This window comes from Mycobacterium sp. (assembly GCF_049647605.1).
GTDB lineage: Bacteria > Actinomycetota > Actinomycetes > Mycobacteriales > Mycobacteriaceae > Mycobacterium.
The window spans coordinates 1-19651 of record NZ_JBARXZ010000215.1; the positions used below are offsets into that span (position 1 = coordinate 1).

Consider the following 19651-nt stretch of genomic DNA (forward strand, 5'->3'; position numbering starts at 1 on the left):
GCGTCGTTGACGCTGGTGCACAGGACGGCGGGGAACGGCGACGGAGCCCACCGCGGGTGGTAGTTCAGGAACGGGGAGGTGGCCCCGTGCCTGGCCAGCACCTCGGCGGCGACCGCATCGAGGTCGCGGGTGCTGCGGCCCGGTGCTGCGTAGTCGGCCACGGCGCGCAACGCCTCGGCGACCACCGCGCCGGCGGCGGCCATCAGCTCGATCTCGGACGGCTTTTTCAGGTCAACCATGAATAGTGATCTACCTCACGTGTGATGTGGATAACCCGGCTGGCGCACACTGGCGCAAAAACCTGGTTGAATCCTGGGACCGCGGGTACTGTCATTGGACAGCAAGCTTACAAATGTAAACCTCAGGGGAGGCGTCCCATGGCTGTCAAGACTGCTCGGACCCGCATCATCCGGCGCTGGCGCAACAACATGGAAGTGCGCGACGACCGGGAATATGTCGACATGCTCACCACACTGTCGGAGGGGTCGGTGCGGCGCAACTTCAATCCCTACACCGATATCGAATGGGATTCCCCGGAATTCACGGTGACACCCGATGACGAGCGGTGGATCCTGACCGCAACCGACCCGCTGGGCAGGCACCCCTGGTACCAGGCACAGTCGAAACAACGTCAGATCGAGATCGGCATGTGGCGCCAGGCCAATGTCGCCAAGGTGGGACTGCACTTCGAGTCGATCCTCATCCGCGGGCTGATGAACTACGCCTTCTGGGTGCCCAACGGCTCGCCGGAGTACCGGTACTGCCTGCACGAATCGGTCGAAGAGTGCAACCACACCATGATGTTCCAGGAGATGGTGAACCGGATCGGCGCCGACGTCCCGGGGATGCCCCGCATGCTCAAGTGGCTGTCCCAGTTCATTCCGCTGGCAGCCGGGCCGCTGCCGATCGTGTTCTTCTTCGGTGTGCTCGCCGGCGAAGAGCCCATCGATCACACCCAGAAGAACGTGCTGCGCGAGGGCAAGGCCCTGCACCCCATCATGGAGCGGGTGATGGCCATCCATGTGGCCGAGGAAGCGCGACACATCTCCTTCGCCCACGAGTACCTGCGCAAGCGGGTGCCGCACATGAGCCGCGGCAAACGTTTCTGGCTGTCGCTGCACGTGCCGATCATCATGCGGGTGCTGTGTCAGGCGATTGTGGTGCCGCCCAAGGCATTCTGGAAAGAATTCGACATCCCTCGGTCGGTGAAGAAGGACGTCTTCTTCGGGTTGCCGGAGTCCCGGCAGTTCCTGCGGGACATGTTCGGTGATGTCCGGATGCTGTGCGGGGAAACCGGACTGATGAATCCCGTTGCCCGGTTGATCTGGCGGATCTGCAAGATCAACGGCCCGGCATCGCGGTACCGCAGTGAGCCGCAGCGCGGCCACCTGGCGGTTGCGGCTCCGCAGTCCGAATCGGTTCCCGCCTAGGAGGGCCGGCGCCCATGCCGCACATTGTCACCCAGTCGTGCTGTAGCGACGGGTCCTGCGTCTACGCCTGCCCGGTGAACTGCATCCATCCGTCGCCGGATGAGCCGGGTTTTGCCACCGCTGAGATGCTCTACATCGATCCGGACGCGTGCGTCGACTGCGGGGCGTGTGTCAGCGCGTGCCCGGTCGGAGCCATCGCCCCGGATTCCCGGCTACGGCCTGAGCAGCTGCCGTTCATCGAACTCAACGCCGCTTTCTACCCGAAGCGTGACGGCAAGCTGCCGCCGACATCGCAGCTGGCGCCGGTGCTGCCGGCACCGGTGGTGAACCAGGGCCGGGCGCCGCTGACCGTCGCGATCGTGGGGTCGGGGCCCGCGGCGATGTATGCCGCCGACGAGCTGTTGACCCAGCCTGGGGTGCGGGTCAACATGTTCGAGAAGCTGCCCACGCCATATGGTTTGGTGCGCGCGGGGGTGGCCCCTGATCATCAGAGCACCAAACGGGTGACGCGGCTGTTCGACACGATCGCCCGGCGGCGCGGTTTCACCATGTTCCTGAATGTCGAGATCGGACGGCATGTGCAGCACGACGAGCTGCTGGCCCACCATCACGCGGTGCTCTACGCCGTGGGAGCGCCGAACGATCGCAGGCTCGACGTCGAGGGAATGGAACTGACGGGCACCGGGACGGCCACCGAAGTGGTCGCCTGGTTCAACGGTCACCCCGACTTCGCCACGCTCCCTGTCGATCTGAGTGGCGACCGGGTGGTGATCGTGGGCAACGGCAACGTCGCCCTGGATGTGGCCCGGATCCTGACCGCCGATCCCGACGAGCTGGCGCGCACCGATATCGCCGACCACGCGCTGGCTGCGCTGCGGGACTCCAAGGTGCGTGAAGTGGTGATCGTCGCCCGCCGCGGCCCGGCGCACTCGGCGTTCACGCTGCCCGAGCTGATCGGGCTCACCGGTGTTGGCAACGGACCCGCCGTGGTGCTCGACGCCCGGGATCACGAGCGGGTTCAGCGCGACCTGGGGCGTGCCGAGGATCCGCTGACCCGCGCCAAGCTGGAGATCCTCACCAAGCTCGCTGACAGCTCGGCGCCGAGCTCCAGGCCCCGGATCCGGCTGGCCTACGAACTGACCCCGCGCCGGGTGCTCGGCGAGAACCGCGTCCGCGCAGTCGAATTCACGGTCACCGGTTCTGATGACGTGGAAACGATGGACGCCGGCCTGTTGCTGACGTCGATCGGCTACCGGGGCAAGCCGGTCGACGGGCTGCCCTTCGACGAAGAGTTGGCGATTGTCCCCAACGACGGGGGCCGGGTCACTGTCGGGACGTACGTGGCCGGCTGGATCAAGCGTGGCCCCACCGGGTTCATCGGCACCAACAAGTCGTGCGCCCAGGAGACGGTTCAGCATCTGGTGGCCGACTACAACCTGGGGGCACTGGCCGATCCCGTTTTGCGCCCCGGTGCGATCGAACGACTGGTGCGCGGTCGGCAGCCCGATGTCGTGGACGCGGCGGGCTGGCTGAACATCGACGCCGACGAGATCGCCAGGGGTGCGTCCGCCGGTCGTCCGAGGAACAAGTTCACGACCGTCGACGAAATGCTGACCTCTGCTGCGGCTGCGCCTAAAAGCACTGTGCGGCAGCGGATGCGGGAGACGTTCGGGCGTGGCGTCCGGATCTGACCCGAACGCCACGAGCCGATCCGATGCCGATCAGGCGTGCTGCCGGTCGAGTCTGGCGGCCCGGGCGGCCCAGCGGCCTCCTTCGGAGAACACCTCCACCGGGTGGGCAAAAGCCTCAGATACCGCGGCGCTGGTCAGCGTCGTCTCGATCGGGCCCTGCGCGACGATCCGGCCCTGTGCGAGCAGCAGCACGTGGGTGGTGGCACTGGGGAGTTCCTCGAGATGATGGGTGACGGTGATCGACGCCAGTTCCGGGTGAGCCTGCACCAGGGCATCGACCGTTTCCAGGAGTTGCTCGCGGGCGGCCAGATCGAGTCCGGTGGAGGGCTCGTCGAGTAACAGCAGGCGGGGCCGGCCCACCAGTGCGCGGGCGATCAGCGCGCGTCCCCGCTCACCCTGCGACAGCGTGGGCCAGCGCTCTTCGGCCCGGTGACGCAATCCCAGGGTGTCGATCAGGGAATCCACGCGGGCCAGTTCCTCGGCATCGGGCTGCCAGCGCATCGGGATGTCGATGGTGCCGGTGATTCCGGTCAGCACCACTTCGCGCAATCTGAGCGGGAAATCCAGCGGGTGGCGCGGGTTGACGTGACCGATCGTCCGGCGCAACTGCGCCAACTCGACCTTGCCGAGTTGGCCGCCGAGCACTCGCACCACGCCTGACGTGGGAAAGGTCTCAGCGCCGCAGAAGCCGAGGATCGTGGTCTTGCCCGCCCCATTGGGGCCCAGCAGCGCCCAGTGCTGGCCCTGCGCAACGGTGAAGGAGATTCCGTCGAGAATCTGCTTGCCGTTGCGCCGGAAGGTCACATCCTGCAATTCGATTACGTCGCGCATCTCACCAGCTTGCTAGATGGTCTCGGGGCGCGGAAACCGAGGTGGTCGGTACCGCTAGACGGCCGAACTCCGCACCACCGAAGACCACCCGGCCACCGATTCCGGTTTCCGGGGTTCGGGCCCGACATAGATCGCCGACGGGCGGACCAGCTTGCCGAGGCGCTTCTGCTCCAGGATGTGGGCGCACCACCCGGCGGTGCGGCCGCAGGTGAACATGGCGGGCATCATCTGTGGCGGCACCTGGGCGAAGTCCAAGATCACCGCGGCCCAGAACTCGACGTTGGTCTCGATGGCCCGGTCCGGGCGCCGTTCCCGCAACTCGGCCAGCGCGGCCTGCTCCAGCGCGGCAGCGACTTCGTAGCGTGGCGCGCCGAGCCGTTTGGCGGTGGCGCGCAGCACCCGGGCGCGGGGATCCTCGGCGCGGTAGACGCGGTGGCCGAACCCCATCAGCTTTTCGTTGCGGTCCAGGATGCCCTTGACCACGCCCCGGGCGTCGCCGGTCTGCTCGGCCTCGGTGATCATCGGGATCACCCGGGCGGGAGCGCCGCCGTGCAGCGGCCCGCTCATCGCGCCGATCGCCCCGGACAGTGCGGCGGCCACATCGGCCCCGGTCGAGGCGATCACCCGGGCGGTGAAGGTGGAGGCGTTCATCCCGTGTTCGGCCGCCGACACCCAGTAGGCGTCGATGGCCTCGACGTGCCGCGGGTCCGGTTCGCCCTGCCAGCGGGTCATGAAACGTGATGTGATGGTGCTGCATTCGTCGATCACGCGCTGCGGCACGGCCGGTTGATGGATGCCCCGTGCGGACTGGGCCACGTAGGACAGCGCCATCACCGAGGCCCGGGCCAGCTGGTCACGCGCGGTCTCGTCGTCGATGTCGAGCAGGGGAGCGTAGCCCCAGATCGGTGCCAGCATCGCCAGACCGGCCTGCACGTCAACACGGACGTCGCCGGTGTGGATGGGCAGCGGGAACGGCTCGGCAGGAGGCAACCCGCGGCCGAACTCGCCGTCGACCAACAATGCCCAGACATCGCCGAAGGTGACGCCGTCGGCTACCAGGTCCTCGATGTCGACGCCGCGGTACCGCAGTGCGCCACCGTCCTTGTCCGGCTCGGCGATCTCCGTCGAGAACGCGACCACACCCGCCAAGCCGGGCACAAAATCCTTGGGCACGTCAGTCATGGCGCCGATTGTCGCACCTCACATCACGGCCTCTGCTACTGCCCGTGAACAGTCGGTGACGTGGGGTGCAACGTTGGTAGGCGTACCGTTACGCCGGTGGTGGAACCTGAACACGATCGCCTTGCGGCGATGCGGGTCGAATATGGCTCCGTCGAGAAGGACGGCAGTCCCGATCTGGACGGCAGCTGGTTGGGGCCGGAGCCAGGACAAGCGTGGCTTCCGTTGCTGCGCAACTGGATCGCCGACGCCGAACGTGCCGGTGTCGCCGAGCCCAACGCGATGGTGGTGGCGACGGTGCGCGCCGGGCGCCCGGTGAGCCGATCGGTGCTCTGCAAGAGCGTCGATGAGACGGGAATCACGTTCTTCACCAACTACGACTCCGACAAGGGCGACGAGCTCGCGCAGACGCCGTTCGCCGCTGTCACGTTCCCGTGGTACCAACTCGGCCGTCAGGTGCACCTGCGCGGACCTGTCACCAAGGTCGACCGCGCCGTCACCGAGGATTACTGGTCCAAGCGTCCCCGCGGCTCGCAGCTCGGCGCCTGGGCCTCACACCAGTCCCGGCCGGTCGAATCCCGGGCGGCGCTGCTGAAACAGCTTGCCGAGGCCACCGGCCGCTTCGCCGACCAACAGCAGGTGCCCGCCCCGCCGAACTGGGGTGGATATCTGATTGCCCCCGAGGTCGTCGAGTTCTGGCAGGGTCGAGAGAACCGGGTGCACAACCGAATTCGGGTCACCCCGGGTAGTGGGCTGGTCGAGCGTCTGCAGCCGTGAGGCTGTTCGCCGACACCACACCGCTGCGGCATCGGGACTTCCGCCGGTTGTGGTGGGCGGGGATCCCGACCGTCATCGGGGCCAACCTCACCATTTTTGCGGTTCCGGTCCAGGTCTACTCCCTGACACAGAGCTCGGCCTATGTCGGATTGGCCGGCCTGTTCGCGCTGGTGCCGCTGGTGGTCTTCGGGTTGTGGGGCGGTGCGCTGGCCGACGCGATGGACCGTCGGGTGCTGCTGATCATCGCGTCGTGCGGGCTGGCGGTGTCGTCGGTGCTGCTGTGGGTGCAGGCGGCCCTGCACCTGGACAACGTGTGGCTGGTGTTGTGTTTGCTTGCGCTGCAACAGGCGTTCTACGCGGTCAATTCGCCGACCCGGTCCGCGGCCATTCCGCGCATCCTGCCCGGCGACCAGGTCGCGGCGGCCAATGCGCTCAACATCACCGTCACCCAGTTCGGTGCCATTGCCGGACCGTTGCTGGCCGGTCTGCTGCTCGCCTTCGTCGACCTCTCGACGCTGTACCTGATCGACGCCGTCACCTGCCTGCTGCCGATCTGGGCGACGTTCCGGCTCGCGGCGATGCCGCCGCTGGCTGTCGGGGACGCCGCGAAGGCGGCCTCCCGGCTGGGCCTGCGGGCGGTGTTCGACGGATTCCGGTATCTGGCGGGTAACACCGTGGTGCTGATGTCGTTTGTCGTCGATCTGATCGCGATGATCCTCGGGATGCCGCGGGCACTGTTTCCGCAGATGGCTCACGAGAGCTTCGGTGGACCGGTCAACGGCGGCACGACCATGGCGCTGTTGGCCGCGGCGATGGCCATCGGTGCGGTGGCCGGCGGGGTGTTCTCCGGCTGGCTGCCGCGGGTCCGCAGGCAGGGGTTGGCGGTGGTCGTCGCGATTGTGGTGTGGGGTGTTGCGGTCACCGGGTTCGGGGTGGCGGCCGGGTTCGCCGGCGGGCACGCCGGTGTGCTGCTGTGGGTGGCGATTGCGTGCCTGGCGATCGGCGGGGCCGCCGACATGGTGTCTTCGGTGTTCCGCAACACGATCTTGCTGCAGGCGGCTTCCGACGAGCTGCGCGGCCGTCTGCAGGGCGTGTACATCGTCGTTGTGGCAGGTGGGCCGCGGATCGCCGACGTGCTGCATGGTGCCGCCGCAGCTTCGGCCGGCACCGCGGTCGCGGCGGCCGGTGGCGGGGTGCTGGTGGTGGTCGGTGTGGTGATCGCCGTGGTGGCGGTGCCGGCGTTTGTGCGCTACCGCGTCGGGTCGGTGCAACCGGCAGGCGGTGACAAAGGATGACGACTGCAAGTTGCGGATATCGGCAGTTAGCCACGCGCTGATCTGTTCCCCGGTTACCATGCGGGATCGTGGCGGAAGTGCGGGAAGAGACCATGCCTGGACTGCGTGAACGCAAGAAACAGCGCACCAGGTCGACGTTGATCGACGCGGCGGTACAGCTTTGCCTCACACAGGGCTACGAGCGCACCACAGTCGAGCAGATCGCCGCGGCCGCCGAGGTGTCGCCGCGGACGTTCAGCCGGTATTTCGCCACCAAGGATGCCGTGGTGATGACTCTGCTCGAAGACCTGGTCGACGCGGTGGTCGCCGAGCTGGCCCAGGTGCCGTATTCGGTGCCGGTGCTGGAGGCGCTGTATCGGGCGCACGTCACGGTGCTGCGGGGGGTGGCGGCGGGCGCGGTGCCGGCGCTGACTGCCGAGCGCATCGTGTTGATGCTGCGGATCATCAACTCCACGCCCGCATTGACGGCCGCCGCCACCGACTTCCGGCCGACGGCGACAGTGACGGCTCTGGCCGACCGGATGGCCACCGACATCTCCGACCGTCGCGTCTGGATGGTGATGTCGGTGTGGTCGTCGATCATCGTCACCGCCTGTGGGGACCTGGCGACCGACTGCGAGGGCCAGGTCCTGGGTCCCGAGCTGATGATGTCGCGTCTGGAGGACATGTTTGCCGACTTCGTGCACCTCACGGCCGCCCTGGGCAACTGAGCCGCGGCTGCGGTCGCCGATGCGGTTAGAGTTTTGGTCGTGGGTGATGACGCCGCGGACCTGATCCCCGGCCTGCGTGAACGCAAGAAGCTTCGCACCCGTTCGACGCTGGTGGATGCGGCGGCAGAATTGTGTCTGGCGCAGGGGTATGACAACACCACCGTCGAGCAGATCGCCGCGGCCGCCGAGGTCTCGCCACGCACCTTCAGTCGGTATTTTCCGACCAAAGACGCGGTGATCACGGCGATCATCGAGGATGTTGCCCGTTTTGTGGCCGCCGAGCTGGCGGACCAGCCCGCCGATATCACCGAGTACGAGGCGTTGCTGCGTGCTCACCTCGCGGCGCTGCAACCCGATCCGGATTGTGGGCGGACGGCGATCTTCCACCGGATGGCGGCGTTGATACAGATCGTCAACTCCTCGGCGAACCTGGTGCTGTCGAACATCCCGTTCAGTCAGGACCCGGACCGGTTTCCCACCCTGGTCGAGACGGCCAAGCGGATGCGGTTGCCCACCGGCCACGACGCGGTCCTCATGGTGATCGAAAGTTGGACCGCCGTGATGAACACCGCGTGCCGCGGGCTGGGAACACCGGGACAGCCGCCGATCGAGCCCGGCATCGTCTGCGACCGGATCACCGCTGCTTACGAGCTGTTCACCAGGAGCTGGCAGCCCTGGACGGCGTCGGTGGAAGCCAACAGGGAGCCCCCCGGAGGCGCGCTCGGACCGTAGCGACTACCTTTCTAAGTACAGACAGCATGGTCGCTGCCGACAAGCGTAGAAGGGGTTCTTTGTGGCCGACAGTTCATCCCAGGACACCGCCACCCTCCGCTACCCGGGTGGTGAAATCGACCTGGACATCGTCCACGCGACCGACGGCGATGATGGCATCGCGCTCGGGTCGCTGCTTTCCAAGACCGGGTACACGACGTTTGACGGCGGCTTTGTCAACACCGCTTCGACCAAATCGGCGATCACTTATATCGACGGTGACGCCGGTATCTTGCGGTATCGCGGTATCCCGATCGAGCAGCTTGCCGAAAAGTCGACGTTCATCGAGGTCAGCTATCTGCTGATCTACGGTGAATTGCCGACCAAGGACGAGCTGGAGGCGTTCACCACCCAGATCCAGCGGCACACGCTGCTCCACGAGGATCTCAAGCGGTTCTTCGACGGCTTCCCGCGCAATGCACATCCGATGCCGGTGCTCTCCAGTGCTGTCAATGCGTTGAGTGCCTACTACCAGGATTCGCTGGATCCGTTCGATCCCAAGCAGGTCGAACTGTCGACGATCCGGTTGCTGGCCAAGCTGCCGACCATCGCCGCCTATGCCTACAAGAAGTCCGAGGGGCAGCCGTTCCTGTACCCGGACAATTCGCTCACGCTGGTCGAGAACTTCCTGCGGATGACGTTCGGCTTCCCGGCCGAGCCCTACGAGGTGGACCCGGAGATCGTCCGGGCCCTGGACATGCTGTTCATCTTGCACGCCGATCACGAGCAGAACTGCTCGACTTCGACGGTGCGTCTGGTCGGCTCGTCGCAGGCCAACCTCTTCACGTCGATCTCCGGTGGTATCAACGCGTTGTGGGGCCCGCTGCACGGCGGCGCCAACCAGGCGGTGCTGGAGATGCTGACCAAGATCCGCGATGGCAGCGACGACGTTTCGACCTTTGTGAAGCGCGTGAAGGACCGCGAGGACGGTGTGAAGCTGATGGGCTTCGGTCACCGCGTGTACAAGAATTACGATCCGCGCGCCCGCATCGTCAAAGAGCAGGCTGACAAGATCCTGGGCAAGATTGGCGTGCAGGATCCGTTGCTCGACATTGCCAAGGAACTCGAGGAGATCGCGCTCACCGACGATTTCTTCGTGGAGCGCAAGCTCTACCCGAACGTCGACTACTACACCGGCGTGATCTACCGCGCGATGGGCTTCCCGACCCGGATGTTCACGGTGCTGTTTGCTCTCGGGCGGCTCCCGGGCTGGATCGCGCACTGGCGGGAGATGCACGGCGAGCCGAACAAGATCGGGCGTCCGCGCCAGATCTACACCGGCTACACCGAGCGCGATTTTGTCGACATGGGCGACCGCTAGCCGCTACCGGCGAGCGCGCGCGTCTGTACGGCCCCACCCGGCGTGTCGTGTACAACCGCGTGCGCTCGGCTTGCTTGTCCAATAGTTGTGGATACACAATTGTTGTGTGAATAAAAGTGTTGAGCAGCTCAGTGGCCGCCGCAAGGCGATCATCCTGTTCTCGTGCTGCCTCAGCCTGCTGATCGCGTCGATGGACGCCACCATCGTGAACGTCGCATTGCCCAGCATCCGCGCTGACCTGGATGCGACGGCACCCCAATTGCAATGGGTCATCGACATCTACACCCTGGTGCTGGCCTCACTGCTGCTGGTCGCCGGCGCCACCGCCGACCGATTCGGCCGCCGCACCGTCTTCCAGATCGGGCTGTTGCTGTTCGCGCTGGCGTCGCTGTTGTGCAGCCTGGCCCCCAGTATCGAGATGCTGATCGCGGCCCGGTTGCTGCAGGCGGTCGGCGCGTCGATGCTCAACCCGGTGGCGATGTCCATCATCACAGGAGTCTTCACCGGCCGGGTCGAACGAGCCCGGGCGATCGGGATGTGGGGTGGGGTGGTCGGTATCGCGATGGCAGTGGGGCCCATCGCCGGCGGCGCACTCATCACCTATCTGGACTGGCGGGCGGTGTTCTGGATCAATCTGCCGGTCTGCGCATTTGCGTTGGTGCTGACGATGGTCTTTGTCCCGCAGAGCAAGTCGGCGACCATGCGTGATCTCGACCCCGTCGGCCAGATCCTGGGAATGGTGTTCCTCTTCGGCATGGTGTTCGTGCTGATCGAAGGTCCGGGACTGGGGTGGGGTGACGGCATCACCGTCACGGTGCTGATCGTCAGCATCGTGGCGTTCTCCGCGTTCCTGCGCTACGAGTCCCGGCGCCGCGACCCCTTCATCGACTTGCGGTTCTTTCGCAGTATCCCGTTCGCCTCGGCCACGGTCATCGCGGTATCGGCTTTTGCCTCCTGGGGCGCCTTCCTGTTCATGACGGCGTTGTACCTCCAGGGTGTCCGCGGGCTGAACGCGCTGGAGGCAGGCCTGTTGTACTTGCCGATTGCCCTTGGCGCCCTGGTCTTCTCGCCGCTGAGCGGTCGGATGGTGGGTCGTTTCGGCCCGCGGCCCTCGCTGCTGGCATCGGGAATCCTGCTGACGACGGCCTCGGTGCTGCTGATCTTCATCGGTCCGGGAACCCCGATGTGGCAGCTGTTGGTGGTTTTTGCCGTGTTCGGTATCGGCTTCGCCCTGGTCAACGCTCCCATCACCAACACGGCGGTCAGTGGGATGCCCACGGACCGAGCGGGAGCCGCGTCGGCAGTGGCTTCGACCAGCCGGCAGGTCGGGGTGAGTATCGGTGTGGCACTGTGTGGTTCGGTAGCCGGTGGCGCCCTGGCGGCCACGGAGGCCGATTTCGCTTCGGCTGCCAGGCCGTTGTGGTCCATCTTGGTGGCCCTGGGTGTGACAATCCTGGGGCTGGGACTGTTCTCGACGTCGGAGCGCGCGCGGCGTTCGGCACAGCAGGTGGCTCCGTTGATCGCCGGACACGCGTCGGCCGACCGGGAGGTGAGGGTGGATGCAACACGACCGCTCGGCTGACGAGGTGTGGAAAGACCTGCTTCGCTTTGTCTTCGACAACCGTGACACCTGGCGGCATGCTGTCGTCGATGCCTGCGGGCTGCCCTTTTCGCGGATCCGGATCCTGAAGAGGCTGGCTGGTTCGTCCCTGTCCATGAAGCAGGTCGCCGAGAACACGACGATGGATGCTCCCGCTGCAACGGTGGCCGTCAACGACCTCGAGGCCCGCGGGCTCGTGACACGGGAGATCGACCCGTCGAACCGGCGTTGCAAACTGGTGTCCCTGACCGACGAGGGCCGGGCGATGCTGGCCACGGTCGAGGCAGTCGAGGATCCGGCCCCCGAGTCGATGTCGGTGTTGGACGACGACGATCTTGCCGCGCTGCGCAGGATCTTGGACAAGCTCGGCGGCAGCTGAGCGCTACCGGCCGGCCAGCACCGCCATCGCGGCATTGTGGCCGCCGACCCCGGATACTGCGCCGCCTCGCCGGGAACCGGATCCGCACAACAGGATCCGGGTGTGCTCGGTGGCCACGCCCCATTGCCGGGCCGGGGTGTCCAGGGGTTCGTCGTCGTCGGCAAACGGCCACGACAGCGCGCCGTGGAAGATGTTGCCCGCCGTCATTCCCAGGGTGGTCTCCAGGTCGGCCGTGGTCTTGGCCTCCACACAGGGCCGGCCGTTGCCGTCGGTCATCACGACGTCCTGAATGGGTTCGGCAAGAACGGAATTCAGCGATGCCAACGCAGCGTCGGTGAGCGCGGTCCGCATCTGGTCGTGGTTGCCGCCGGTCAGTAACGCATGCGGGGTGTGCAGCCCGAACACCGTCAGCGTCTGCGCGCCGGCGGCCTGCAGCTCGGGGGACAGGATGGACGGGTCGGTGAGGGAGTGGCAGTAGATCTCACAGGGCAGCGGGTCGGGGATGGAACCGGCGGCGGCGCGGTGGTACGCCGTCTGCAGTTGGGTCCACGTCTCGTTGATGTGGAAGGTTCCGCCGAATGCCTGCTCCGGTGTGACGGAGGTGTCGCGCAGCCGGGGGAGTCGGCGCAACAGCAGGTTGACCTTGATCTGTGCGCCCGGGGCCGCCGCGGGCGCCGGTTCCCCGAGCAAGTTGGCCAGCACTGTCGGGGTGACATTGGCCAGCACAAACTGTGCGTGTAGGCGGTGGGTTTGCCCGCCTCGGCGATATCCGACCGTTCCGTCCGGAGTCACTTCGAAGACGTCGGCGCCGGTGACGAGCTGGGCGCCGTGGCGGGTGGCGGCGGCGGCCAGCGCCCCGGTCACCGCGCCCATCCCGCCGACGGGCACATCCCAGTCCCCGGTGCCGCCGCCCAACAGGTGATACAGCAGGCAGATGTTCTGGGCCAGGGACGGGTCGTCGAGATCGGCGAAGGTGCCGATCAGGGCGTCGGTGGCCAGGACACCACGCACCAGGTCGGTGCCGACCGTCGCTCGGATGAGGTGCCCCGCCGGCTGCTCGATGAAGGCGTCCCAGGCGGCGCGGGCCGCGTGCCCGGCGAGCAACTCACGTGCCTGGGTACGAGTGCGGAGCGGTTCCAGCAGCGTGGGCCACAGCCGGGTGGTGACCAGTTGCGCGCGGCGGTAGAACTCGGTGAAGCCCGGTTCGTCGGCTTGGGCCCCGACAGCGGCGAAGGTGCTTTGTGGACCGACCAGCAGGCCGCTGGCTCCGGCGGTCGTCGGGTCCGGGGTGTAGGAGGAGTACGTGCGGCGGGCCAGCCGCACCGAGGCTCCCAGGTCGTCGGTGATGCGCGACGGCAACAGGCTGACCAGATAGGAGTATCGCGACAGCCGGGCGTCCACACCGGGAAACGCCTGCGCCGACACCGCGGCGCCACCGACGTGGTCCTGGCGTTCCAGAACGGTGACCCGAAGTCCGGCGCGGGCCAGGTAGGCGGCGGCGGTCAGCCCGTTGTGGCCGCCACCGACGACCACAACATCAGGCGGCGGTGCGCTCACCACGATGGCCGGTCAGCTCAGGTAGCCCTCGACCTGATCGGCGGGCCTGACCTGGGCCGCACTCGGGTCGTCGCCGGTGCCGCGCAACGCGCGGCGCTGCCGCAGCAGATCCCAGCACTGATCCAGTTGAACCTCCACCGCGCGTAGTCGGTGGTGCTCCTCGGTCTCGTCGATCTCGTGGTTCTGCAGCTTGGCGCGCAGCTCCCGCTCTTCGGCGACAAGCCGGTCGACGGAAGCGAGGATGTCCTGGTCTTTGGCCACCCACCCAGTGTGCCCGAGGCGGGGCGTCCCGCAAGTAGGGTGAGCAGAATGAGCACAAAACCGGAGATCGAATTCCCCAACGGCCCCGCCCCGACCGAGCTTGTCATCGAGGATCTGGTGATCGGTGACGGTCCCGAAGCCGTCCCCGGCGCCAATGTCGAGGTGCATTACCTGGGCGTGGAACACGACACCGGTGAGGAGTTCGACAGCTCGTGGAATCGCGGCGAGTCGATCGAGTTCCCGTTGCGCGGTCTGATCCAGGGCTGGCAGGACGGGATCCCCGGGATGAAGGTCGGCGGCCGCCGCAAGCTGACCATCCCGCCGGAGCAGGCCTACGGACCCGCCGGCGGTGGGCATCGTCTCTCCGGTAAGACGCTCATTTTTGTGATCGACCTACTGGCAACGCGCTGACCCACCGGTTGTCCTGGACCTAGCGGGTCGTGGGTCCAGGCCCCGGCAGCCGCAGCATCAGGCGCGCACCGCCCAGTGGGCTGGATTCCAGTGTGGCGGTGCCGCCGTGCAGGTGTGCCTGTTGGGCGACCAGCGCCAGTCCCAACCCGGAACCGGAGTGGGATGCGGTGGAGCCTCGGGAGAACCGTTCGAAGAGCTGTTCGCGTTCCTCCTCGGGAACCCCGACACCGTTGTCGTCGACGGCGATCTCCACACCGGCGCGGGAGCTGACCGCAGATAGCTGGACCTCCGTCGCAAGGCCGTGTTTGACGGCATTGGCGATGGCGTTGTCCACCGCCAGCCGCAGCCCCGCGGGCAGCCCGACGATGATGACGGTCGGAGCCGGGACCAGGGACACCTCGAGTTCGGGGTAGATGCGCATCGCGTCGTGGGCGGCCCGGTCGAGCAGCTCGGTGATGTCGACGGTGGTGTGGTCGTCGGAGGTGGACAATTCGCCCTGGGCCAGCCGCTCCAGTGCCCACAGCGTGGTCTCGATCCGCGATTGGGTGCGGATCACGTCGCCGAGCACTTCTTTGCGTTGGTCGTCGGTCATGTCCAGGGTGGTGAGGACTTCGAGGTTGGTGCGCATCGCGGTCAGCGGGGTGCGTAACTCGTGCGAGGACACCGCCGCGAAATCCCGGGCCGAAGCCAGTGCGTCCTGGGTGCGGGCCCGTTCGGTCCACAGTCGTTGCACCATGCCGCGCATCGCCTCGGCGATCTCCACCGCTTCGGTGGCGCCGGCGACCTCGATCTCGGGTGCCTCGTCGTCACCGGCGTCGACGGTGCGGGTTTGCTGCGCCAGCCGGCGCAGCGGCCGCACCGCAAACGACGCCAGCACCCAGCCCAGCACGGCCGCCGCCCCGACCGCGAACACACAGATCATCAGTACCCGACGGTGCAGGCTGTTGGTGTCGGCGATGGTGTCGGTGTAGGTGTCGCCCACCGCGACCGACATCGGCCCGGTGGGACCGGCGATCTCCAGGGTGCGGACCCGGTAGCGCGCTCCGTCGACGTAGGTGTCGGCGTAATCGCTGTCGAGGTGGGGCAGGATCACCGCGGAGTTGGATTTCACCTCGCCGCCGCGGCGGACGGTGATCACCGCTTCGGCATCGTTGGGTGAGCTCGGGATCTCGCCGAGACCGCGCGGCAGGAACGGGACCGCAAATCCGGCCGCCTCGTCGAGTCTGCGGTCCAGGCGTTCTTTGCGGTCGTTGGTGATGCCGATCCAGACGATGGTGCCGACGATGGTGACCACGATCGCGGCACCGAGGGCTGTCGCAAATGCCACTCGGGTTCGCAGCGAGGGCGTCCTGGTGAAGATCCGCGACGGCACGTCGATACCTACTGTGTCCTGAGCACGAATCCCACGCCGCGGACGGTGTGTAGCAGGCGTGGAGCGCCGCCGGCTTCCAGTTTGCGGCGCAAGTAGCCGATGAACACGTCGACGACGTTGGTGTCGGCGGCGAAGTCGTATCCCCAGACCAGCTCGAGCAGCTGTGCCCGGGAGAGCACGGCGGTCTTGTGTTCGGCCAGCACGGCCAGCAGATCGAACTCCCGTTTGGTGAGGTCGACGTCGACACCGTTGACCCGGGCGCGACGGCCGGGGATGTCGACTTCCAGCGGTCCCACCGAAATGGTTTCGGAGGAGAAGGTCGCCGTCGCTCCGCGCCGGCGCAGCAGCGCCTTGACGCGGGCCACCAATTCGGCCAGCACAAAAGGCTTCACCAGGTAGTCGTCGGCGCCTGCTTCCAGGCCGGCGACACGGTCGTCGACGGAGCTGCGGGCCGACAGCACACACACCGGCACGTCGTTGTCCATGGCACGCAGCGCGGTCACCACGCTCACCCCGTCCAGGACGGGCATGTTGATGTCCAGGACGATCGCGTCGGGCCGCGTTTCGGTGGCACTGCGCAGCGCCTCGGCGCCGTCGACGGCGGTCGAGACCTCGAACCCGGACAGTCGCAGGCCGCGTTCCAGCGATGCGAGCACGTCGGCGTCGTCGTCGACAACCAAGACCCGGGGTGAGGCAGCACTTGAGTCCATAGTCGCCATCTTGCCTGATCGAGTCCGGGGAGTCGGGGAGGCGCGTAGACCGCGGTGGTCCCGATGTGTCCTGATCACCTGGATGCATAACGTTGTTCTCTTGCGGATGCTAACGTTCCGCGCTTATGTCGACGTCCAAACCCCGCCTGATCGTCCAGCCTGACGACGGGGTGCAGCCGGTGCGTGAGTTCATCGACTCCGCTGCCCGGACACTGTTGATCAAGCAGTTCACCTTCACCGAGGAGGTGCTGCTCGATGCGGTGATCGATCGTCATGCCGCCGGCGTCGATGTTCGGGTCATGCTCAACGAGAAGCGCTCCGGTGGTGACCGTGCCAACGACGAGAGTTTTGCGCGCCTGCAGGCGGCGGGGGTCGACGTGTCCTGGGCGAGTCCGAAATTCTATGTGACACACGAGAAATCGATCGTGGTGGACGGTACGGCGGCGCTGGTGGCCACGTTCAACCTGGGGGTGAAGTACTTCACCCGGACCCGCGACTACGGTCTGATCACCTACGACCCGGGCCGGGTGGCGCAGATCGTGGAGGCGTTCGACGCCGACTGGAACCATTGGGACTGGACGCCACGCTCCGATGAGGGACTGGTGTGGAGCAACTGCAATTCGCGCCTCGAGATGGCGCAGTTCATCGACACCGCCCGGGAGCGCCTCGAGATCCAGCACCCCAAGTATGTCGACGCCGTGATCCTGGACCGGCTTGTTGCCGCGGCCGACCGCGGCGTGAAGGTGCGCGTGCTCTGCGGCGGCCGGCACGGGATCAGCGACTGGGACATTCTCGACACGTTTGCCTCGCTGCGCACGCTGAGCCGCTTCGGGGTCAAGGTGCACAAGCAGAAGAATCTGCGGGTACACGCAAAACTGGTGCTCGTCGACGATGCGCGGGCGCTGATCGGGTCGATGAACATCGACCGCAGCGCCTTCGATCTGCGGCGGGAACTGGGCCTCATCGTCTCCGATGAGGAATCGGTGGCCCGTCTGCAGGACGTCTTCGCCGCGGACTGGGCGCTCTCACACCGTTACGCGCCGCCGGATCCGCTGGCGGCCCCGCACCACGTCGAGGACGACTTCCCCTACGACGCGGATTTGCTTCATGAGTGAAGATGTTGAGCGGCAGCCGATCTCGCTGCTGCAGCTGGGCCTGGCGTTCAATCACATCGCCATCGCGTCTTTTGGCGGTGGCCTGTCGGCATGGTCTCGGGAGATGCTCGTCGAGCGCAAGAAGTGGCTCAGTAACGACGAATTCCTCTCTGCCATGACGATGTGCCGGATCCTGCCCGGCTCCAATCAGGTCAACCTTGCGGTGTTCGCCGGCAGCAAGATGCGCGGCGGATCCGGTGCGGTGGCGGCGGTGTTCGGTCTGTGCTGCGTACCCGTGCTGCTGATGCTGGCGATGGGCTTCGTGTACTTCCGGTTCAAGGAAGTACCCGCGGTGAGCGGGTTTCTGCACGGCGCCTCGGCGGCGGCGGTGGCCCTGACGGTGGCGATGGTCATCAAGTCCGGGCGGGACTGTCTCAAGGGTCTGGTCCCCGTCGCCTTGTTTTCCGCCGCATTTGTCTTGCACGGCCTGCTGCGTTGGCAGTTGATGGTGACGCTGGCGGTCATCGTGCCGGTGTGTCTGCTGTGGGCCTGGCCGCGGGGGCGACGCGCAGAATCGGGTAGCGCATGAGTACCTATCTGCAGCTGGCGTTGCTGTTCGGCTCGTTGTCGCTGATGTCGATCGGGGGCGGCAACGTGGTGCTCCCGGAAATGCATGAGCGTGCGGTCCATGACCACCACTGGGTGACCAGCGCCCAGTTCGCCAATCTGTTCTCGATCGCCCAGGCGGCGCCGGGGCCGAGCATCTTGCTCGTGACGTTGGTCGGCTACGGTGCCGGGCTGACGGTCGGAGGTGTTCCGGGGGCGATCGCCGGTGGTGTGATCGCGGCGGTGGCCATGGTGGTGCCGGCGGCGGGTGTGATGTTCGCGGTGACGCAATTCTGGGAGCGGGCGCAGGAGTCGCGATGGCGGATCGCGGTGGAGAAGGGTTTGCCGCCGATGACCGTTGGGCTCATCCTGGCCACCGCGCTGGTGATGAGCCGGGCTGCCGATCACGATTGGCGGGCCTATCTGCTCACCGGGGTGGCTACGCTGCTATTCGTCTTCACGAAGATCAATCCGTTGTGGGTGGTCGGGGTGTCCGGGTTGATCGGTTACCTCGGCTTCGTCTAGCGGTGGTGGGCGGCGCCCGGCTGGTCACCTGACTGTTTGATTCACCTGACTGTTTGATCTCGTCGTCGGAACCAGCAGGAGGCTCCACTCATGCGCAACCTCAAGGGAACCAGCCTGATCGGTTTCGGCGACTCGGCCGACGGGCCGGAGTTCCGGGCGACCGATCCGGCAACCGGGACCGCGTTGGAGCCGGTGTTCCACAGTGCCGGTCCGGCCGACGTGGACCGGGCGGCCGCGCTGGCGTGGCGGGACTTCGAGGCCTACCGCGCCACCACGCCTGTGCAGCGGGCGGTTTTCCTCGAGCGCATCGCCGCCGAGATCGACGCCCTCGGTGACACCCTGGTGGCACGGGTCACCGCCGAGACGGGAATCCCGACCGCCCGTGCGACCGGTGAATTGGCCCGCACCACAAATCAATTGCGTCTTTTTGCCGAGGTGGTCCGGGCCGGGGACTGGGTGCAGGCGCACCTGGACACCCCGGACCCGGCCCGCACCCCGCTGCCGAAGCCCGACCTGCGCCAGCGTGCGGTACCGCTCGGGCCGGTCGCAGTTTTTGCGGCGAGCAATTTTCCGCTGGCATTTTCGGTCGCCGGTGGTGACACCGCGTCAGCGCTGGCCGCCGGCGCCCCGGTGATCGTCAAAGGACATCCGGCCCACCCGGGTACCTCTGAGCTCGTCGGCCGTGCGATCCGGGAAGCTGTTGTGCAGCAGGGCCTTCCGGAGGGAACGTTCTCGCTGTTGTTGAGTTCCGGGCCTGCCGTCGGGATCGAGCTGGTCACCGACCCCCGGATCAGCGCAGTCGGTTTCACCGGGTCCCGGCAGGGCGGCCTGGCGGTGGCTGCTGCGGCGGCGGCCCGGCCGGTGCCGATCCCGGTGTTCGCCGAGATGTCCAGCGTCAACCCGGTCTTTGTCCTGCCCAATGCCCTGGCGGAGCGCGCGGACCGGCTCGGTCGCGACTATGTGGCCTCGGTGCTGACCGGTGTCGGGCAGATGTGCACCAGTCCCGGGCTGGTCTTTGTCGCCGATACCGCCGATGCCGACACGTTCATCGCCGCGGCAGCCGAGGCTCTGGCCGGCGCGACGGGAACCCCCTTGCTGACTGCCGGGATCGCCGACGCCTTCGGTGCCAAC

General features: G+C 66.8%; 21 protein-coding genes. 14 read left to right on the forward strand and 7 right to left on the reverse strand.

Going from position 1 to position 19651, the window contains the following annotated elements; all coding sequences use genetic code 11:
- A partial coding sequence (locus WBB07_RS26630; protein WP_526312263.1) for a M24 family metallopeptidase occupies positions 1 to 239 on the reverse strand: 239 nt, incomplete at its 3' end.
- Between the two features lie 138 nt (positions 240 to 377).
- Here WBB07_RS26630 and WBB07_RS26635 point away from each other — a divergent pair.
- The gene (locus tag WBB07_RS26635) at positions 378 to 1430 is read left to right on the forward strand and encodes a diiron oxygenase (protein ID WP_526312265.1); all 1053 of its coding nucleotides are present in this window, start codon (positions 378 to 380) and stop codon (positions 1428 to 1430) included.
- A 14-nt stretch (positions 1431 to 1444) separates the two neighbouring features.
- Positions 1445 to 3121: an FAD-dependent oxidoreductase gene (locus tag WBB07_RS26640; RefSeq protein ID WP_526312267.1), complete on the forward strand. Its 1677-nt coding sequence runs from the start codon at positions 1445 to 1447 to the stop codon at positions 3119 to 3121.
- A gap of 30 nt (positions 3122 to 3151) precedes the next feature.
- On the opposite strand, the gene WBB07_RS26645 is transcribed toward WBB07_RS26640, so the two are convergent.
- The gene (locus tag WBB07_RS26645; protein ID WP_526312269.1) at positions 3152 to 3952 is read right to left on the reverse strand and encodes an ABC transporter ATP-binding protein; all 801 of its coding nucleotides are present in this window, start codon (positions 3950 to 3952) and stop codon (positions 3152 to 3154) included.
- Between the two features lie 54 nt (positions 3953 to 4006).
- On the reverse strand, positions 4007 to 5134 hold the full coding sequence (locus WBB07_RS26650; protein WP_526312271.1) for a citrate synthase: 1128 nt from the start codon (positions 5132 to 5134) through the stop codon (positions 4007 to 4009).
- Between the two features lie 129 nt (positions 5135 to 5263).
- Here WBB07_RS26650 and pdxH point away from each other — a divergent pair, with 129 nt between their 5' ends.
- The 7 genes from pdxH to WBB07_RS26685 all read left to right on the forward strand — a co-directional run bounded on the left by pdxH (position 5264) and on the right by WBB07_RS26685 (position 11984).
- Positions 5264 to 5908, forward strand: coding sequence for a pyridoxamine 5'-phosphate oxidase (pdxH, locus tag WBB07_RS26655; protein WP_526312298.1), 645 nt, complete (start codon positions 5264 to 5266; stop codon positions 5906 to 5908).
- On the forward strand, positions 5905 to 7203 hold the full coding sequence (locus WBB07_RS26660; protein WP_526312273.1) for an MFS transporter: 1299 nt from the start codon (positions 5905 to 5907) through the stop codon (positions 7201 to 7203). The genes pdxH and WBB07_RS26660 overlap by 4 nt, the downstream gene beginning before the upstream one ends.
- A gap of 68 nt (positions 7204 to 7271) precedes the next feature.
- Entirely contained in the window at positions 7272 to 7913 is a 642-nt protein-coding gene (locus WBB07_RS26665) for a TetR family transcriptional regulator (RefSeq protein ID WP_526312275.1), read from the forward strand.
- Between the two features lie 39 nt (positions 7914 to 7952).
- Complete coding sequence (locus tag WBB07_RS26670) at positions 7953 to 8645, forward strand: TetR/AcrR family transcriptional regulator (protein WP_526312277.1); 693 nt, start codon at positions 7953 to 7955, stop codon at positions 8643 to 8645.
- A 61-nt stretch (positions 8646 to 8706) separates the two neighbouring features.
- Positions 8707 to 10005, forward strand: a complete 1299-nt coding sequence (locus WBB07_RS26675) for a citrate synthase (protein WP_526312279.1) — start codon at positions 8707 to 8709, stop codon at positions 10003 to 10005.
- Between the two features lie 106 nt (positions 10006 to 10111).
- Complete coding sequence (locus WBB07_RS26680) at positions 10112 to 11587, forward strand: DHA2 family efflux MFS transporter permease subunit (protein ID WP_526312281.1); 1476 nt, start codon at positions 10112 to 10114, stop codon at positions 11585 to 11587.
- Complete coding sequence (locus tag WBB07_RS26685) at positions 11565 to 11984, forward strand: MarR family winged helix-turn-helix transcriptional regulator (protein WP_526312283.1); 420 nt, start codon at positions 11565 to 11567, stop codon at positions 11982 to 11984. The genes WBB07_RS26680 and WBB07_RS26685 overlap by 23 nt, the downstream gene beginning before the upstream one ends.
- Before the next feature lie 3 nt (positions 11985 to 11987).
- On the opposite strand, the gene WBB07_RS26690 is transcribed toward WBB07_RS26685, so the two are convergent.
- Together WBB07_RS26690 and WBB07_RS26695 are read right to left on the reverse strand one after the other, a co-directional pair.
- Entirely contained in the window at positions 11988 to 13517 is a 1530-nt protein-coding gene (locus WBB07_RS26690) for a phytoene desaturase family protein (protein ID WP_526312300.1), read from the reverse strand.
- Positions 13518 to 13553: 36 nt separating this feature from the next.
- Positions 13554 to 13802 (reverse strand): DUF2630 family protein, encoded by a 249-nt coding sequence (locus WBB07_RS26695; protein ID WP_526312285.1) that lies wholly within the window; start codon positions 13800 to 13802, stop codon positions 13554 to 13556.
- Positions 13803 to 13850: 48 nt separating this feature from the next.
- Between WBB07_RS26695 and WBB07_RS26700 the strand changes: the two genes are divergently transcribed.
- Positions 13851 to 14213 (forward strand): FKBP-type peptidyl-prolyl cis-trans isomerase, encoded by a 363-nt coding sequence (locus WBB07_RS26700; protein ID WP_526312287.1) that lies wholly within the window; start codon positions 13851 to 13853, stop codon positions 14211 to 14213.
- Between the two features lie 19 nt (positions 14214 to 14232).
- On the opposite strand, the gene WBB07_RS26705 is transcribed toward WBB07_RS26700, so the two are convergent.
- Both WBB07_RS26705 and prrA read right to left on the reverse strand, forming a co-directional pair.
- Positions 14233 to 15591 carry a HAMP domain-containing sensor histidine kinase gene (locus tag WBB07_RS26705; protein WP_526312302.1) on the reverse strand — a complete coding sequence of 453 codons (1359 nt, stop codon included), beginning with the start codon at positions 15589 to 15591 and terminating at the stop codon, positions 14233 to 14235.
- 2 nt (positions 15592 to 15593) lie between these two features.
- Positions 15594 to 16295 carry a two-component system response regulator PrrA gene (gene prrA / locus WBB07_RS26710; RefSeq protein WP_526312289.1) on the reverse strand — a complete coding sequence of 234 codons (702 nt, stop codon included), beginning with the start codon at positions 16293 to 16295 and terminating at the stop codon, positions 15594 to 15596.
- A gap of 125 nt (positions 16296 to 16420) precedes the next feature.
- Here prrA and WBB07_RS26715 point away from each other — a divergent pair, with 125 nt between their 5' ends.
- The 4 genes from WBB07_RS26715 to WBB07_RS26730 all read left to right on the forward strand — a co-directional run.
- Entirely contained in the window at positions 16421 to 17410 is a 990-nt protein-coding gene (locus tag WBB07_RS26715) for a phospholipase D-like domain-containing protein (RefSeq protein WP_526312291.1), read from the forward strand.
- Entirely contained in the window at positions 17403 to 17978 is a 576-nt protein-coding gene (locus WBB07_RS26720; protein ID WP_526312292.1) for a chromate transporter, read from the forward strand. The genes WBB07_RS26715 and WBB07_RS26720 overlap by 8 nt, the downstream gene beginning before the upstream one ends.
- Positions 17975 to 18520, forward strand: a complete 546-nt coding sequence (locus WBB07_RS26725) for a chromate transporter (protein ID WP_526312294.1) — start codon at positions 17975 to 17977, stop codon at positions 18518 to 18520. Before WBB07_RS26720 ends, WBB07_RS26725 begins: the two co-directional genes overlap by 4 nt.
- A gap of 90 nt (positions 18521 to 18610) precedes the next feature.
- Positions 18611 to 19651: aldehyde dehydrogenase family protein (locus tag WBB07_RS26730; protein ID WP_526312296.1), on the forward strand; the 1041-nt coding region annotated here is incomplete at its 3' end.

Coding starts and splice junctions, on each gene's coding strand:
- prrA (WP_526312289.1), bottom strand. CDS start 16,295: ATGGACTCAAGTGCTGCCTCACCCCGGGTCTTGGTTGTCGACGACGAC.
- WBB07_RS26715 (WP_526312291.1), top strand. CDS start 16,421: ATGTCGACGTCCAAACCCCGCCTGATCGTCCAGCCTGACGACGGGGTG.
- WBB07_RS26645 (WP_526312269.1), bottom strand. CDS start 3,952: ATGCGCGACGTAATCGAATTGCAGGATGTGACCTTCCGGCGCAACGGC.
- WBB07_RS26720 (WP_526312292.1), top strand. CDS start 17,403: ATGAGTGAAGATGTTGAGCGGCAGCCGATCTCGCTGCTGCAGCTGGGC.
- WBB07_RS26685 (WP_526312283.1), top strand. CDS start 11,565: ATGCAACACGACCGCTCGGCTGACGAGGTGTGGAAAGACCTGCTTCGC.
- WBB07_RS26650 (WP_526312271.1), bottom strand. CDS start 5,134: ATGACTGACGTGCCCAAGGATTTTGTGCCCGGCTTGGCGGGTGTGGTC.
- pdxH (WP_526312298.1), top strand. CDS start 5,264: ATGCGGGTCGAATATGGCTCCGTCGAGAAGGACGGCAGTCCCGATCTG.
- WBB07_RS26640 (WP_526312267.1), top strand. CDS start 1,445: ATGCCGCACATTGTCACCCAGTCGTGCTGTAGCGACGGGTCCTGCGTC.
- WBB07_RS26700 (WP_526312287.1), top strand. CDS start 13,851: ATGAGCACAAAACCGGAGATCGAATTCCCCAACGGCCCCGCCCCGACC.
- WBB07_RS26725 (WP_526312294.1), top strand. CDS start 17,975: ATGAGTACCTATCTGCAGCTGGCGTTGCTGTTCGGCTCGTTGTCGCTG.
- WBB07_RS26635 (WP_526312265.1), top strand. CDS start 378: ATGGCTGTCAAGACTGCTCGGACCCGCATCATCCGGCGCTGGCGCAAC.